Annotated in this window: 15 protein-coding genes and 2 tRNA genes; 9 read left to right on the top strand and 8 right to left on the bottom strand. The window is 60.3% G+C overall.

The genetic code is table 11. From position 1 onward, the window contains the following. Window positions 1-18 precede the first annotated feature (18 nt). From phoU to phoR, 3 genes are read left to right on the top strand one after another with little or no spacing between them, the layout of a single operon-like run. Window positions 19-723, top strand: a complete 705-nt coding sequence (phoU, locus tag P9255_RS14645; RefSeq protein ID WP_309764434.1) for a phosphate signaling complex protein PhoU — start codon at window positions 19-21, stop codon at window positions 721-723. A gap of 38 nt (window positions 724-761) precedes the next feature. Beyond that, complete coding sequence (gene phoB / locus P9255_RS14640) at window positions 762-1,463, top strand: phosphate regulon transcriptional regulator PhoB (RefSeq protein WP_244794381.1); 702 nt, start codon at window positions 762-764, stop codon at window positions 1,461-1,463. 40 nt (window positions 1,464-1,503) lie between these two features. Then, window positions 1,504-2,817, top strand: a complete 1,314-nt coding sequence (gene phoR, locus P9255_RS14635; RefSeq protein ID WP_309789949.1) for a phosphate regulon sensor histidine kinase PhoR — start codon at window positions 1,504-1,506, stop codon at window positions 2,815-2,817. Window positions 2,818-2,854: 37 nt separating this feature from the next. On the opposite strand, the gene ppk1 is transcribed toward phoR, so the two are convergent. Next, on the bottom strand, window positions 2,855-4,918 hold the full coding sequence (gene ppk1, locus P9255_RS14630) for a polyphosphate kinase 1 (protein WP_309764436.1): 2,064 nt from the start codon (window positions 4,916-4,918) through the stop codon (window positions 2,855-2,857). A 231-nt stretch (window positions 4,919-5,149) separates the two neighbouring features. Here ppk1 and ppx point away from each other — a divergent pair, with 231 nt between their 5' ends. Beyond that, window positions 5,150-6,661 carry an exopolyphosphatase gene (ppx, locus tag P9255_RS14625; protein WP_309789948.1) on the top strand — a complete coding sequence of 504 codons (1,512 nt, stop codon included), beginning with the start codon at window positions 5,150-5,152 and terminating at the stop codon, window positions 6,659-6,661. Between the two features lie 54 nt (window positions 6,662-6,715). On the opposite strand, the gene P9255_RS14620 is transcribed toward ppx, so the two are convergent. Beyond that, window positions 6,716-7,507 carry a GNAT family N-acyltransferase gene (locus P9255_RS14620; protein ID WP_309789947.1) on the bottom strand — a complete coding sequence of 264 codons (792 nt, stop codon included), beginning with the start codon at window positions 7,505-7,507 and terminating at the stop codon, window positions 6,716-6,718. 130 nt (window positions 7,508-7,637) lie between these two features. After that, window positions 7,638-8,096, bottom strand: a complete 459-nt coding sequence (locus tag P9255_RS14615) for a histidine phosphatase family protein (protein WP_309789946.1) — start codon at window positions 8,094-8,096, stop codon at window positions 7,638-7,640. Window positions 8,097-8,202: 106 nt separating this feature from the next. On the opposite strand from P9255_RS14615, the gene P9255_RS14610 reads away from it, so the two are divergent. The 3 genes from P9255_RS14610 (at window position 8,203) to P9255_RS14600 (ending at window position 8,795) form a co-directional block, all read left to right on the top strand. Continuing rightward, window positions 8,203-8,279 (top strand) — tRNA-Pro (locus tag P9255_RS14610). 72 nt (window positions 8,280-8,351) lie between these two features. Further along, the gene (locus tag P9255_RS14605; protein WP_309789944.1) at window positions 8,352-8,525 is read left to right on the top strand and encodes a hypothetical protein; all 174 of its coding nucleotides are present in this window, start codon (window positions 8,352-8,354) and stop codon (window positions 8,523-8,525) included. 126 nt (window positions 8,526-8,651) lie between these two features. Beyond that, window positions 8,652-8,795: a hypothetical protein gene (locus P9255_RS14600; protein ID WP_309764441.1), complete on the top strand. Its 144-nt coding sequence runs from the start codon at window positions 8,652-8,654 to the stop codon at window positions 8,793-8,795. Between the two features lie 11 nt (window positions 8,796-8,806). Here the strand turns inward: P9255_RS14600 and P9255_RS14595 are convergent, their stop codons facing one another. The 3 genes from P9255_RS14595 to P9255_RS14585 form a co-directional block, all read right to left on the bottom strand. Further along, window positions 8,807-9,103 carry a hypothetical protein gene (locus tag P9255_RS14595; protein ID WP_404980435.1) on the bottom strand — a complete coding sequence of 99 codons (297 nt, stop codon included), beginning with the start codon at window positions 9,101-9,103 and terminating at the stop codon, window positions 8,807-8,809. Between the two features lie 62 nt (window positions 9,104-9,165). Then, on the bottom strand, window positions 9,166-9,861 hold the full coding sequence (locus P9255_RS14590) for a peptidoglycan DD-metalloendopeptidase family protein (RefSeq protein ID WP_309789943.1): 696 nt from the start codon (window positions 9,859-9,861) through the stop codon (window positions 9,166-9,168). A gap of 111 nt (window positions 9,862-9,972) precedes the next feature. After that, a complete protein-coding gene (locus P9255_RS14585) occupies window positions 9,973-10,884 on the bottom strand; it encodes an aldose epimerase (RefSeq protein WP_309789942.1) in 912 nt (303 codons plus the stop codon). A gap of 540 nt (window positions 10,885-11,424) precedes the next feature. On the opposite strand from P9255_RS14585, the gene P9255_RS14580 reads away from it, so the two are divergent. Continuing rightward, window positions 11,425-12,255, top strand: a complete 831-nt coding sequence (locus P9255_RS14580) for an undecaprenyl-diphosphate phosphatase (protein WP_309789941.1) — start codon at window positions 11,425-11,427, stop codon at window positions 12,253-12,255. A 62-nt stretch (window positions 12,256-12,317) separates the two neighbouring features. Further along, window positions 12,318-12,394: transfer RNA gene (locus P9255_RS14575), tRNA-Arg, on the top strand. A 233-nt stretch (window positions 12,395-12,627) separates the two neighbouring features. Here the strand turns inward: P9255_RS14575 and P9255_RS14570 are convergent. Both P9255_RS14570 and P9255_RS14565 read right to left on the bottom strand, forming a co-directional pair. Next, on the bottom strand, window positions 12,628-14,544 hold the full coding sequence (locus P9255_RS14570) for a DUF2357 domain-containing protein (protein WP_309789940.1): 1,917 nt from the start codon (window positions 14,542-14,544) through the stop codon (window positions 12,628-12,630). After that, window positions 14,510-16,258 (bottom strand): hypothetical protein, encoded by a 1,749-nt coding sequence (locus P9255_RS14565; protein WP_309789939.1) that lies wholly within the window; start codon window positions 16,256-16,258, stop codon window positions 14,510-14,512. The genes P9255_RS14570 and P9255_RS14565 overlap by 35 nt, the downstream gene beginning before the upstream one ends. Between the last annotated feature and the right edge of the window lie 10 nt (window positions 16,259-16,268).

Genomic DNA, 16,268 nt, shown 5'->3' with positions numbered 1-16,268 from the left:
GGAATAGAGGAGCAGAGCATGTCCGATAAACATCTGTCGAGCCAGTTCGACGCCGATCTCAATGCGGTATCGTCGAAAGTGCTGCAAATGGGCGGTCTCGTGGAGTCGCAAATCATTGCGGCGATGCATGCGCTGAATGAGTTCGATATTCAGGTCGCCGATCAGGTGATTGCCGCCGAAACGCGCCTCAACATGATGGAAGTTGAAATCGACGAGGAGTGCAGCAACATCATCGCGCGCCGCCAGCCGGCCGCACGCGACCTGCGCCTGCTCATGGCGATCTCGAAGACCATCACGAATCTCGAACGCGCCGGCGACGAAGCCGAAAAGATCGCCAAGCGCGTGAAGCGCATCAACGAGGACGGCGCGGGACGCACGGTGAATATCGCGGAAATTAAGCTGTCGGGCGAAATGGCGGTGTCCATTCTGCGCCGCGCGCTCGATGCCTTCGCGCGCCTCGACACGGTCGCCGCCGCGCAGATCGTCCGCGACGACAAGGCCATCGACGAAGAATTCCGCGCCTTCGTGCGCAAGCTCGTCACCTACATGATGGAGGATCCGCGCACCATTTCGGCGGGCCTCGATTACCTGTTCATCGCGAAAGCGGTGGAGCGCATCGGCGATCACGCAAAGAACATCGCCGAGTTCATCATCTATATCGTGAAGGGGACCGACGTGCGCCATATCTCGCGCGACCAGCTCGAACGCGAAGCGCTCAGCTAATCCTCCTTCCACTTCCAGCAAAGGTCAAAGAGGTGCCGATGCCCAGCAGTATCCTCGTCGTCGAAGACGAACCCGCGATCTCCGAACTCATCGCGGTGAACCTGCAACATGCGGGACATTGCCCGATTCGCGCGTACAACGCCGAGCAGGCGCAGAACCTCATCAGCGACGTGCTGCCCGATCTCGTGCTGCTCGACTGGATGCTGCCGGGCAAGTCCGGTGTCACGTTCGCGCGCGAGCTGCGCAATCACGAACGCACGAAGCATATCCCGATCATCATGCTGACCGCGCGCGGCGACGAGCAGGACAAGGTGCTCGGGCTCGAAATCGGTGCGGACGATTACGTCACGAAGCCTTTCTCGCCGAAGGAACTGATGGCGCGCATCAAGGCGGTGCTGCGCCGGCGCGCGCCGCAATTGACCGAAGACGTGGTCGCGATCAACGGCCTGCGGCTCGACCCGGCGACGCATCGCGTGGCCGCGAGTCATTCGGGCAACGACATCAAGCTCGATCTCGGCCCGACCGAATTCCGCCTGCTGCACTTCTTCATGACGCATCCTGAACGCGTGCACAGCCGTACGCAACTGCTCGATCAGGTTTGGGGCGATCACGTGTTCGTCGAAGAACGAACAGTCGATGTGCATATCAAGCGCCTGCGGGCCGCGCTCAAGCCCGCCGGTTGCGATGCTATGATCGAAACGGTGCGCGGCAGCGGCTATCGGCTGGCGAAGGGCGCGTGAAATCGGCGCATCCATTCGCAGTCACTGATCGAACGACAACATGAACATCATCTGGACGCGGTCCATCGTGTCCCTCGCCCTGCTGGCCGCGATCAGCGCCGCCATCGGCGCATTCGCAGGCGTCTCGGCGGCGCTCGGGTTCGCGGTGTTCATGCTGGTCGTGCAGACGCTCTTCAGCACGTTCCACACGCAGCGTCTATGGCGCCTGCTCGAAGCGCCGGTGTACGGCGAAGTGCCCAGCGCGCTCGGCATCTGGGGTGAAATCTACTATCGCCTGCACAAGCTCGCAAAGCGCTGGCACGCACAAGTGCGGCAGGTCGAGCAGCAGCATTCGCGCTTCATCCAGGCGATCCAGGCGTCGCCCAACGGCGTTGCAATGCTCGACGACCACGATCAGATCGAGTGGTGCAACGCCATCGCCGAGACGCACTTCGGGCTCGATGCAAAGCGCGACATGCGTCAGCACATCACGCATCTCGTGCGTCAGCCGGACTTCATCCGCTATCTGAATTCGCATCATTACGAGCAGATGCTGATCATGCGCGGCATGGGCGAAAACCGGCAGCGGACCATCTCCGTGCAGGTGTTTCCTTATGGCGAGCATCGCAAGCTGATTCTCACGCAGGACATCACCGAACTCGAGCGCACCGATTCCATGCGCCGCGATTTCGTCGCGAACGTATCGCACGAACTGAAGACGCCTTTGACGGTGCTGGCGGGCTTTCTGGAAACGCTGCGCGATCTGCCGCTCGACGAAACCGATCGCCGGCGCTATCTCGACATGATGGACAACCAGGCGACGCGCATGCAGAACATCGTGCGCGACCTGCTCGTGCTTGCGAATCTCGAAGGCGATATCCATCCCCCGAGCGACGACCTGCTCGACATGCGCGCCGTGCTCCGTCATCTGGAGAACGATGCGAACAATCTGTCGGGCGGGCATCATCGCATTGCCTTTCATGTGGACGATGCAGTGACGGTGGCCGGCGCGGAGACGGAAGTGGTCAGCGCGCTCGGCAATCTGGTGACGAACGCCGTGCGTTATACGCCCGAAGGCGGCGCAATCGATGTGACCTGGCAGCGTGAGAACGATCGCGCCATGTTCATCGTGCGCGACAGCGGGCCGGGTATCGCCGCGGAACATATTCCGCGTCTGACGGAGCGTTTTTACCGCATCGACCGCAGCCGTTCTCGCGATACCGGCGGCACCGGACTGGGCCTCGCCATCGTTAAGCATGTGCTGCAACGGCATCACGCCGAACTCGACGTGAAGAGTGAAGTGGGGCGGGGCAGCACGTTCATCGTGCGCTTTCCCGCATCGCGCACCGCGTTGAGGAAATCGCTGGCGGCGTGAGCCGCTTCGTCCCTTCGGCTCAGGATCAGGTTCAGGCTCAGGAGCAGAACTTCGCGAGCAGGCCCAATTGCGCGTTGCGAATGGCTTTGCCGGAGCGGCGCTTGCGATAGTGCCCGTCGCTTTGCATGACCCATGCGGACTGATTGTCGCCGAGACACACCGACAAACCCTCGGCGATCACGCGGCGCTTGAGACGCCTGTCGCGAATCGGAAAGGCGACTTCGACGCGACGAAAGAAGTTGCGGTCCATCCAGTCGGCGCTCGACAGGTACACGTCTTCCTTGCCGTTCGCATAGAAATAGAAGATGCGATGATGCTCGAGAAAGCGCCCGACGATGGATCTGACCGTGATGTTCTCCGAAAGATCTTCGACGCCCGGCTTGAGCGAACACACGCCGCGCACGATCAGATCGATCTTCACGCCCGCATGCGATGCCTCGTAAAGCGCGGCGATCACGGTCGGTTCGAGCAGCGCATTCATCTTCGCGACGATGCGCGCGCGGCGGCCGGCACGCGCATGCTCGGCTTCGGCGCGGATCGCGTCGATGAGCTTCGCATGCAGCGTGAACGGCGACTGCCAGAGCTGATTCAGCGTGATCTCGCCGCCGATGCCCGTCAGCTGCTGAAAGACGTGATGCACGTCCTCGCACAACTGCTGATCGGCGGTCATCAGGCCGAAGTCGGTATAGAGACGCGCCGTGCGTGGATGATAGTTGCCCGTGCCGAGATGCGCGTAACGCTTGAGCACGGTCTTGCCGTTCTTCGATACGCGCCGCACGATCAGCATCATCTTGGCGTGACACTTGTGACCCACGACGCCATACACCACATGCGCGCCGACTGCTTCCAGTTGCGACGCCCAGTTGATGTTCGTCTCCTCGTCGAAGCGCGCGAGCAGTTCGACGACCACGGTCACTTCCTTGCCGTTGCGCGCGGCCTGCATGAGCGCGTCCATCAGCGGGGAATCGGTTCCCGTGCGATAGATGGTCTGCTTGATCGCGACCACTTGCGGATCTTTCGCGGCCTGCAGCAGCAGCTCCAGCACCGGCTGAAAACTCTCGTACGGATGATGCAGCAGGATATCGCCCTGATCGATGACATCGAAGAGATGCGTCGCATTGGCGATCGTCTTCGGCACCGACGGAATGTGCGGCACGAACTTCAGGTCCGGGCGGTCCACCATTTCGGGCAGCTGCATGAGCCGCACGAGATTGACCGGACCGTTCACGCGATAACAATCCCGCGCGTTCAGTTGGCTTTCATCGAGCAGGCGGCGGATCAGATGCGGTGGCGTTTCCGCCGATACTTCGAGCCGCACCGCATTGCCGAGATGCCGCGCCGGCAATTCGCCCTGGAGCGCGACGCGCAGATTCGTGATTTCGTCTTCATCGACAAAAAGCTCGCTGTTGCGCGTGATGCGAAACTGATTGCAGTTGCGCACGAGGAGATGCGGAAACAGTTCGCTCACGAAGCGCTGCATGAACGAGCTCAGCAGCACGAAGCCATGCGGATAACCCGACAGCGCTTCCGGCATCCGCACGAGGCGCGGCAGCGCGCGCGGCGCCTGCACGATGCCCATCATCGCCTGGCGGCCGAACGCGTCCGTGCCTTCCAGTTCGACGACGAAGTTGAGGCTCTTGTTCAGCACGCGCGGAAACGGATGCGCGGGATCGAGGCCGATCGGCGTCAGCACCGGCAGCAGTTCGTTCAGGAAATATTCGCGCGCCCACGCGGTCTGCTGCTCGGTCCAGCTTTCGACGCCATGAAAATAGATGCCTTCCATTTCCAGCGCGGGCAGCACGATGTCGTGCAGCATCGCGTATTGTTGATGCACGAGGCGTTGCGCGCGTTCGGACACGAGATCGTAGACGTGTTGCAGCGACATGCCGTCCGGCGAGAGTGAGCCGGGGTTGTCGCGCATCTGTTCCTGGAGCCCGGCCATGCGGACTTCGAAGAACTCGTCGAGATTGCTGCTGGTGATGCAAAGAAAGCGCAGGCGTTCCAGCAAGGGCACCGAAGTATCGGCCGCTTGCGCGAGTACCCGCTCGTTGAAACCTAGAATGCCGAGTTCACGGTTAAAGAGCGGATAGTGTATCGGCATCGGCTGTGAGGAAAGGGTCTCGATCGGATGGGCACAAGAACGCTCAGATAATCTCACAGTAAGATGGCTTTTTTGTGACAGAACGATTGTCACAAATTCTACTCACATTGCGAATAGCGTCGCTAGCACAGGCGCGCGTTCCCGGATCCGTCGCCTCGCGCGGCATGGAATAGAATTCGTGCGCTGCAGCAGTGCGGCTGCGTTCCCCACTTCACGATTCCTGGATCTCCGATGGTCACTCATCCTCATCTCCTCGCCGCCGTCGACCTCGGATCGAACAGTTTCCGGCTGATCGTCGGACGCGTCGAGGAAACGCCTGCGGGCAGCCAGATCTATCAGGTCGACGCTTTGCGCGAACCGGTGCGGCTCGCGGCGGGGCTGTCGCGCGACAAGATGCTCGACCGCGCGTCGCAATTGCGCGGCTGGGACGCGCTCAAGCGCTTCGGCGAACGTCTGCGCGACTTTAATCCGGATCAGGTGCGCGCGGTTGCCACGAACACGCTGCGCGTCGCGAAGAACGCGCACGACTTTCTCGTCGAAGCGGAGAACGCGCTGGGTTTTCCGATCGAAGTGATCGCGGGCCGCGAGGAGGCGCGCCTCATTTATGCCGGCGCGGCGCATTCGGTGCCGGCGAGCACGGGCAAGCGCCTCGTCGTGGATATCGGCGGGGGATCGACGGAATTCATCATCGGCTCGCACTACACGCCGATTCACATGGAAAGCCTCTATATCGGCTGTGTGAGTCATAGCCGCCAGTTCTTCCCGGCCGGCAATGTCGACGAATTCACGATGCGACAGGCCGAGCTCGCCGCCAAGCGCGAAATCCAGATCATCTCGCGCGAGTACAAGCAGACCGGCTGGGATCAGGCGATCGGTTCATCCGGCACGGCGCGCGCGCTCGCCGAACTGGTCGAAGCGAACGGCTTCAACGACACGCAATACACGCACGGCATTTCACGCGGCGGCCTCGAGCGCCTGAAGCGCGCGCTGATCAAGGCGGAGAACGTGAACCGCCTGAAGCTCGTCGCGCTGAAGCCCGACCGCATTCCGGTGCTGGCGGGCGGGCTGTCGATCATGCTCGGGGTGTTCGAGGAACTGGGCATCGAGTATGTCGATACCACCGACGGCGCGTTGCGTCTAGGCGTGCTGTACGACCTGCTCGGCCGCTCGCAGCACCAGGACATGCGCACGGTGACGGTCGAAGGCTTCAAGCGCCGGTATGGCGTCGATGCCGCGCAGGCCGGGCGCATCGGCGATCTCGCGATCAGCTTCTACGATCAGCTCGGCGAACCGGATGCGGAGCGTCGGCAGGAGAATCGCATGTTCCTCGCGTGGGCGGCGTCGCTGCACGAGATCGGCTTGTCGATCGCACATAGCGCGTACCACAAGCACTCGGCGTATATCGCGAGCAATGCGGACATGCCCGGCTTCTCGCGCACCGATCAGGCACGGCTCGCGGCGCTCGTGCTCGGCCACGCGGGCAAGCTCGGCAAGCTCGCGCAGGCGAGGGACGTTGACTGGACGCTGCTCTTTTGCCTGCGCCTTGCGGCTTTGCTGTCGCGGCGCCGGACGGACGTGGGGCTGCCGGGCATCGAGGTGAGGGCGGCGGCGGGCGGCTTCGAAGTGCGTCTGCCGAGCCAGTGGGTGACCAATAACCCGCTTACCGATTACAGCCTCGTTCAGGAAGCGATGGAGTGGGAGAAGATCGGCCGCCCGTATCGCGTGGTCTATACGGGCGAATGAGCGGCCTGCTATTGGGCTTCGGCTTCGGCTTCGGCTTCGGCTTCCGTTTCGGTTTCAGCGCGCGGCATCGCCGATGAAGTGCCGCGCGTAACGCGCGTTGATCTCCGACAGGCGGAACAGCGTCAGAAAATCTGCCGTGTTGAAGTCGGGGTCCCACGCGGGCGCGCCGCAAATCTTCGCGCCGAGACGCAGATAGCCTTTGACGAGCGGCGGCGCGTTGACGGCGGCGCCGGTGCGCAAGTCATCCACCGGCAGCGGCGTATGCGGGAACGCGCGGTATTCGGGCGCGGTGAGCGCGCCGGCGGATAGCGAGTAATACAGATTCGCCGCGTAATGACCGCCGTCATTCATGCCGACGCTCGCGCAGCCGAGCATCGTCTCGTAGCCGTTCTGCATCATGTAGGCGGCGAGTCCGCCCCATAGCGACATGATGACCGCGCCGCTGCGGTAGTCGGCGTGCACGCAGGAGCGTCCCACTTCCACGAGCTTCGGGCGCAGATGCGCGAGGCGCGAGACATCGAATTCGCTTTCCGCGTAAAGCCGTCCGATGCGCGCCGCCTGATGCGGCGGCAGCACGCGATACGTGCCGACTACTTTGAGCGTGTCGAGATCGCGCACGAGCAGGTGATCGCAGTAGGCGTCGAATTCGTCGACATCGAGGCCGCTGCGGCCGGGCAGACGCGCCCCCATTTCTTCCGAGAACACGCGATAGCGCAGGCGTTGGGCTTCACGCAGCGCGTCGTCGGAACGCGCCCACGCGACTTGCAGGCGATGCTGGCTGGTGACGGTTTCGGCGATGCGCGGAAGATGGCGGCGCGAACGGACGGGCGTCGGCAGATCTTGCATGGGCGTTCCTCGGCAGGACGTGGCTTGAAGTCCTCGCCAATGTAGTAACGCCCGGTGACGCTCGCATGGCTTTGCAATGACGTTTCGATGAAACGACACACGCGTGCCGCGTGGTCCGCCGCGTGGTCCGCTACAGCATGTCCGGATTCATCACCGCACGCAGGACGATGTGCCCGTCGCCGCCGCGCGTGCGCCCCTGGAACCACCAGATGCCGGTTTTCTTGATCGACCACTCCGCTTCCTGCCCGGTCATCAGCAAGGCGGCAACGCGCCCGAGCGTGGGCTGGTGCCCGACGATCACGACCGTGCCGGCAGCCCGTTCCGGCCAGCCGGCGGCATCGAGCGCGTGCTGGGCGGTCTTGCCCGGCGCGAGGTCATCGACGACGCGATAACGGTCGCCGAATGCCTCGACGGTCTGGATGGTGCGCGTCGCCGGGCTGGCGAGGAAGAGGGCGTCATCGTCGATACGCGCCTTCAGCCACTTCGCGATGCCCTGCGCCTGCTTGCGGCCGCGCGGCGTCAGTTGGCGCGCGAGGTCGCTCGATGCCTGATCTTCGGCTTCGGCGTGACGCCAGAGAATGAGGTTCATCGATCGTCTCCGTGAGGGGGTCGTGTGCCTTCGACCTTGCGTAGAACGATACGTGCCAGGGCTGCATTGCGGTTGTCGATCATCGACGCTACAATACGCGGCTTGTCGGAGCGTAGCGCAGCCTGGTAGCGCATCTGATTTGGGATCAGAGGGTCGAAGGTTCGAATCCTTTCGCTCCGACCACGAAACAAACGAAGGGGTTACAAGTCACGGCTTGTAACCCCTTTGTCTTTTCGACACTCGCCAAGAGGCCTCATGCCGCGCCACGTTCTTTCCGTCGCCTTCGTTCTCGTTGCGCTCGCGTTGTCCGCATGCGCCGATTCCTCCGCTCACCGCAAGCATCCGCCGCAGGACCCGCCCGACTATCAGGGCGTGCCGACCGATATGCGTCCGCCGTCGATGCTGATCGCGCCGTCGCAGCCGGAATAACAAAGACCGTTTCGGCTCGATGACCGAATCGGTCATCGCTACTTGACGAAAGCCTCTAGCTGCCGCTCAAGCGAAATTTTTTCCGCGCGGTTAAGATCGGACACCTTGTTGCAAATGGGTTCCGCCATGAATCTGCTGTGGGTTTTCGCTGCCGTCGCACCTGTCGCGATCGCTTCGCTCGTGGCGTTCGCCGCGCGTATCGATCCGTTGTCGGGGCACTGGCGAACGCGGGCACGCGAGCGCCGCGACGGCGGGCCATCGGACGCGTGAGACCGCGCGCGTCACTGCTTGCAGCGAATCACCATCGAACGATTCTTGATGTTCGCGCCGAAGATGCCCGCGACCGATCCGCCCGCTGTCGCGCCGTTATCCGCGTCTTTCGAGACGACGTCATAGCCGTACGCGCCGCATACTTCGCCCGCCTGCTTGTAGCACGCCGCCCAGCTCGTGCTGGCGTCGCTGCCGCTGCAGTTGATCGCGAAGCCGGTATCGCCCGAGGGCAGGTAAGTCATGGTCGCGTTGTGGGCGCAGCCGCCCAGCGTGGCGACCGAAGCTGCAGCGGCAAACACTGCGGACATCGCGGCTGCATTCGTCTTCTTCGTCGATCTCATCCATCTTCCTCGCAACGCCGTCACGCTTTTCAGCGCGGCGGCAGGTAGCGCGACGGGTCCGTCGAGCGGCCCATGTAGCGCACTTCGAAATGCAGCATCGTGCGATCGCTGTCCGTGTCGCCCATTTCGGCGATCTGTTGCCCCTGCTGCACGGTCTGACCTTCCTTGACCAGCAGCGTCCTGTTGTGGGCGTAGGCGGTGAGATAGTCGTCGTTATGCTTCACGATCAACATGTTTCCATAGCCGCGCAAGCCGTTGCCCGCATAGACGACGTTGCCCGCGGCCGCCGCGACGACCGGCGTGCCGGCCGCATTCGCGATGTCGATGCCCTTCGAGTTCTTGCCGTCGAAGCCGCGAATCACCGTGCCCTGCGCGGGCCAGGACAACGACATGGCGGGCGCCGGCGCGCTGGATGCGCGCGCGTCGGCGGAGGCGTCGCTCTTCGCGGTGCTGCGACCGCCGGAGCCGCTCGGGCTGCCCGCGGACGCCGCGCTGCCCGCGGGCGGCTCGACGCGCAGCACTTGCCCGACCTCGATCGCATCCGGGTTCGCGAGCGTGTTCCAGCGCGCGATGTTCCTGACCGACGTGCGATTCTCACGCGCGATCTTGTACAGCGTATCGCCCCGCTGCACCCGATAAAACCCCGGCGCGACCGGCCCTGACCCGCAGGCGGCGAGCACAGCGGTGAGCAACGCGCAGACGAACAGTTGACTTCTCTTACGCAAAACCTGACCTCGCAAAGCGTCGCCGGACAGCAGCTGGCCCGGCGGATCGAAACGCAGGATTCTACCGTTTCGGGTTCCGTCCGACAGAAGGGGCATTGCTTTGCTTGCGTCTTACTCCGTCGGCGTGACCACGAGTCTCAGCAACGCCGATTCCGTCTTGCCCGGCGCGAGCCAGCGCAGGCCGCGCCCGTTGTGGATGGCGTCGGGCAGGCCGATCCACGGTTCGACGCAATAGAAGTCCGAATCGGCCGATTCGGTCCATGTCGTGACGGCGTACCAGGGCACCGAGTCCGGCTGATGCAGCTCGAAGCTGACGACACGTTTCAGGCCGGGCGTCACGAGGCGCACCGGCTCGTCGGACGGTCCCGTCAGGCAGTGGAAGCAATCGATGATGCTGTCGTCGCTGAGCGCGTAACGCGGTGCGCCGGGCTGCGCGTCGGTGATCGAACCGTCCGGCTGCTGCCGTCGCCGTTCGCTGCGCGGCAGCTCGACGCTGCTTTCGCCGCGCTGCCCGTGCGGAAGATGAAAGTAGAAGTGATGCCCGGTGTAGTACGGCAACGCGACCTCGCCGGGATTCGACGTGGTCAGCTCGACTTCCAGCGTCGTCGCATCGACGATGCGGTACGCCGCTTCGAAGCGAAACGCGAACGGGTAGCCATCGCGGGTGGCGTCGCTATCGACGAGGGTCATGCGCAACCCGTGGCCGTCGGCATCGCGCGTGGCGGAGAAGGGCAGGTTGCGCGCGAAGCCGTGGGTCGGCAGCGAATGCACGACGCCCTCCGCATCGCGCCATTTGCCGATCTCGCCATCGACGAAATGCCGGCCGAGGAAAGGGAACAGCAGCGGATTGCCGCCGCGGATTTTCGCGGCGTTCGACCAGGCGGCGTCATCGAGCGGATCGGGCCAGTGGATGACCGGCTCGCCGCCGACGCGCCAAGTCATGAGCCGGCCGCCCGCGTTGGGCGCAAGCTGGATGACGGCGCCGTCGCGCTCGATTTCGATGATGTCTTTCTCGGATGACATGGTGGCAACGCACTCCGTCTGAGGCGGCGCGCGGCTTGAATGGGGAGCCGGCGACTGGTTACGGGATTCGCCGATTCTGCCTCGCTTTTTGATGCGGAGAAACCCTCTGCGGGAAATTGCGACTGTCGAAGGCAATTGCAATGTGTTGTTATATCCTCCGAATGTTGGGAATCAGACGGACAGGAGTCGGTATGGATCTGGCGATGGCGATGGGTGTCGCGATGTTCGGCCTCTTCGGCGCGAGCACGGCAATCTTTCTGTACAAGCTCAAGGGCTGACGGATCACGCAGGGTTTGGCGCTGTTCTTTCGGTTTCCTTTGTATTTGCTTGCGGATGTTTTCTCTTTCGCCGACGGTTAGCTGTCGGCGTCTTCTTGTGTGCGCGTAGCGCTTGGCGCTCCCTAAGCCCCTAGGCATAATCGGTCCCGGCTTGCGCGCCGCACCATTCCTCTTTCCTCTTCCGCCACGCTTTTCGAATCGGCAAACGGCTGCGAAGCGGCTGCGGCGCGTCCTCTTTTCTCTTCACGACAAGGACCGTCGCGTGACTCTCTGGTTTCTCGTTTTTCTCAGTGTGCTTCAGGGCGTGACCGAACTCTTTCCGGTCAGCAGTCTGGGCCATACGTTGCTCGTGCCCGGCGTCATCGGCATGCATATCGATAAACATGCGCCGCAGTTGCTGCCGTTTCTCGTCGCGCTGCATCTCGGCACGGCTATCGCGCTGCTCTGGTATTTCCGCAAGCGCTGGGTTGCGCTGATCGGCGGCTGGTTCGCGTCGGTCGGCGGTCGCCGGAACGAGGACGGCCACATGATGTGGGCGCTCATCATCGGTACGATTCCGACGGGCATCGTGGGCCTCGTGCTGGAGAAACGGCTCGAGGCGATCTTTCACGACTTGCGGATCGTCGCGGCGGCGCTGATCGTCAATGGCGTGCTGTTGTGGCTGGGCGATCGCTTGCAGCGCAACCGCGCGTCGCGTGCGCCGGAGAAGCTGACGTTCAGGCAGGCGTTTCTCGTGGGGCTGGCGCAAATCGGCGCGCTGATTCCGGGCTTTTCCCGCAGCGGGCTGACGATGATCGCAGGCGTCGGCGCGGGGCTCACGGCGGAAGCAGCGGCGGAGTTTTCGTTTTTGCTGGGCACGCCGATCATCTTCGCGGCGGGCGTGCTCGAGCTGCCGAAGCTCTTTCACGCGCCGGGCCAATTGGCCGATGCGCTGCTGGGCGGCGTGCTGACGGGCATCGCGGCGTATCTGAGCGTGCGGTTCCTGATGCGCTACTTCGAAGGCCACGGCAAGCTGGCTTCGTTCGGCGTGTACTGCGTGATCGCGGGCGTGTTCTTTCTCGGCTGGTTCATGACGCACGGACAGCCCGTGTGATGACGGCTAGACGCGCGGCAGGGCGGATGAGGTAAAATCCCGGGTTCTCTGCTGCGCCATACCCGCCCTTAGCTCAGTTGGATAGAGCAACGGCCTTCTAAGCCGTAGGTCACACGTTCGAATCGTGTAGGGCGGGCCATTTAAATCAATGGCTTACGCCAATTTCTCCGGTTTCGTCACTTTTCTGTTCTGGTCGTGTAACCGCCCTGTAACCCGATTTCGTCAATACGAATCTCACGACGCAATCGGGCAGCAGGAAGCCCGCGTGCTACTGGAACCCGAGGTCTCCAGCTAACCTTAGTTTGGTCGCGCGTGGCTTAGCGATAGTTCCGCCGACACAACGCGCATAGACGTCGTCACAAGAAGTGCGTACTAGCCGAACCCGGTTTCCTCCTGATAGTGCCCACCACCCACAGTCGCTATAGCGGCGATAATAAATGCTGACAAGCTATCTCGCTGCTCTTTCCCCCAACTACCTTCTCCTGGATGAAGCGGAAACGCACCAATGCTGGGTAGGCGAGTGGCATCACGGTATTGAGGATCGGCATGGCGAACAAAAAGCCTGAGATTCGCATCAATCGACGGATATAGAACGTAACTGCCTCTAGTCCCAAGCAATGCGTCTCGATAAACATGCATCTTTTCTAAATCTTCGGTTTTTGCACGCTCAAACTTGGTGAACTCGCGAAACGTTCGCTTATCGACTCGATATTTTGCGTCGAAGTGTAACCAGTGTTTCTGGTTACCTTGTGAAAGAGCAATGCTGATATCCGGCAAGAACCCAAGGGAGTATGAGCCGCTCCAGTCATCCCCGGACCCAGTCATCGATCTGAACTCTTTGTTGTAGTATAGCTCTATCGCAACCTGCGCACTGGAATGGCCGTGAGTCCAATTTCCGATTGCCTTCCCGCCGACTTTTATACCTGTGCGGAAATCCGCGATGTCAAATATGTTTTCCAGCGACTCGTCTTCGGGTTTGCCGCAAACTACGTTCAAAATCTTCATCATTTGGATGCAGCACCATATCTGGTACAAATGCCATACAGGTTTTAGCTCGCCGCTTAAGTCATCTGAACCCATCACCGCGCGTGCCAGCGTTGCTTCTAATCCGAAGCTTGAAGTCGCCTCAGAAAAGTCTCGATAACCGATTCGCTGCTGCATTATCATCGAGTACGGAACGAGCTTGCTCTCCGAGACGTTCTTCCAAAGACTCGAAGAAAGCGCGCCTGAAATATAGTCACTTGCAGACGCCAGGTCTTGTCTAAGCGCGTCCGCGCCTTCGCCAAGCTTGTTTGAAATGGCATCGATGCTGCCGATCAGCTTACTGAGGAACGACTTCACATACTGATTCTCCGGAATATCAAAGGTGAGTACGGGCTCGGTCACAGGTACCTTGGAAGGCGTGTATCCAAGAAACCGATTCGCCAACGGGCCGCCGCGAACCCACTCTAATGAAAGCGGGTTAGATGCGACTTCTACCAGATCAATGAAGCTAGCGAACGCAATGTTTTCTACTCGTCTCGATTGTCGATTTCGGTATGCGGGTTTTGATGTAATCTGATCGATTGCAAAGGCGAAGCGACCGTCTCGCAATAGCCGACGAAGGTGAAAAGCAAATATTATCGGTGATTCGTCCGCTTCGCCGCTGGCCAACAAACCTACTTCAGTCGGAGCGTCCAACTGAAAGATTACCTTATCGCAAAGCGCCGCAAGTTCGCTTAGGATGCCAAAAAGATTTGCTTCGTCAGTAAGCTTCTCGGTAAGCACGGAAAGAAGAAGCTTCATCTCGCCAGCCTGCTCATGAAGCGAAAAGTCAGCTACCCCAGCGTAATTTTTTAAGTTGATTCGGCCGGTGACGCGGAGCTTTCCCTGGTCGACGCTCGACCATGCAGACGCCGCATTCAACGAGATGAAACCCGCAAGTTTATTGTTACGGAAAGGGTATTGTCCGCGAATCGCCTTCAATTCCCGTTTGAACTGTGCAAGGTCTTTATTTAAGATAATCGAGAAATCGTAGTCAGTATTTTCAACCAAGCGAAGGGAATGCAAAAGAGAATTCTCTGAATCCGATGGTTCGGCGTAATACAGTTTGGCCTGAGAGGAATCTTCATCTTCCGCAGGAACTCCGTACACACCGGCTTCTAACTCAACCCTGAAATCATCTTCGTAGAAACGAAGTGTATTCGGAGATATCACGACTTCCGCCCCTGGGGCCGTGATCTTGACCTTTGCGAGCCGTTTCACTTTACTTTTCTCAACTAAAGAAGCTGACGGCACCCAGTGGACCAAGCCCAGCTCGCATGGCTTCCAACTTCTGTTTCGTCGCAGTCAGCTGGGTCAACTCGTCCAGAGCCAGCAACTGGTCGATTACTCTCCCTAACTGCGCCCGGTTGCCATTGAACTTGGGAAGAATCTTCTGCATCAGTAGTCGATCTCTAATTGCCGTCGGCGACGCAAAACCGGCGGGCGCGCCAGGAAACATGGCGATTTTTTCCGACACTGAGATATACCGCCTGATCTCCTTCGTAACCCGCGGACCGAATTTGAACGCGCCCGAGCGCTCGAATACTGCATCGAGAAACCCGCCTAACGCCGAATCCATCGTTGCGGAGTGGATTGTCAGGTCGGTGAGCAATTGGGCGATCTCGGTGGCCGGTAAGGTTAGCTCGTCTTCGGCTGGAATTGCGTAAGTCGCACCATGCTGGGAGGGCGCTTCACAGCTAACTTCGATGACGAAGGCGCGGTCGAGCACCTTTGGCGAGAAGCTATGAGTCGTTTCATCGACGTTCACTGTGCCGACAATGAACACATTGGGCGAGAGGAATAACCCTCCTTTCTTGACAGCCGCTTCCGCCATATTCGCCAAGTCGGAATCAAGCAAACCACTGCGAAGCATAAGCTGCAGCGTGTCCCGATCAATTACAGGCTCGGGAGTTTCCGTTGCCGAAGTCTCCATAATTGACAAGAACCGCGAGAAATACATCTCCACATACGACAAATTCATCTCATCTAAAATGATGAAGAACGGAACGCCGCGGTATGTGTCGTAGTTCGCGCGTAATAGGACTTCAATGACCGGAGTCCAAGCGTAATACTCGCCGTCTGTCCCAAACGGATTCTTATATCCTAACAAATGCCGTCCGTCTGTCCATCCAGCCTCGACCGAGATAAAAGCGTGATTCGTGCGACGGTCTACACCTTTAGGAGTAAGCGCGGAGACGAGCTGTCGGATACCTGTGGTTTTACCGGTACCAGAAGCACCGCATAGGATAACAAACGGCTTTGCAGCGAGAGCAGCGACAAGCCGTGCGCTGACGGACACATCTGTATCAGGTAGCACCATCGGGGGTAAGACCGACACCTGAACTACACGTCCTTCAAGCCACGATTCGAACTGTTCCGGGCTAAGTCCAAGTGCGTCGTGAAACTGATAGTGGAAGCATTGTTCGTAGAATGTTCGCAGAAACTCGTCTCCTGGGGGCGGTTCGCGCCATCCGGTTTGTTCTAGTTTCTTCGCAATAACTTTCTTTGCCAAAGGGCCGATTCGCATATCCGAGAAAACTGTTGCCATCGAATAATCGACGTATGCGGCTCCAGGTCGATAGGCGCAAATTCCGAACGATTGCATGGTGTAGGCGATATTCGTGTACGCCTTATCGTTGCCGAAATCATCTCTGCGCAACGTTCCTCGCATTTCTCCCGTCTTCGATTTGGCGAAAATGCCGATGAGCTGGTTATGGCTGTAGAGAATAGCGATGAAGGTCAGTGCTCGAACTTGAGGTTCATCAAACGACCGGACCTCGTCCCACACCTCGGGTAACTCATTCGTGATTGGATTGCCAGAGAGCATGTTGAAAATCTGGGAGCGGTCCAGATTGATTCCAGCATGTACACCGTGAATGTTGGCTAGAATTTCGTGTCGCGGATGCTTGATAATGACATCCGCAATCTTCTGATACCCGTTCTTGGTTAGCGAGACTGTAAGATTACTCAAACCCGACATCTGTGCACCC

The organism is Caballeronia sp. LZ019 (assembly GCF_031450825.1).
Lineage (GTDB): Bacteria > Pseudomonadota > Gammaproteobacteria > Burkholderiales > Burkholderiaceae > Caballeronia.
Note: the sequence above shows the minus strand (reverse complement) of the source record. Positions and strands in the feature narration are given on the sequence as shown.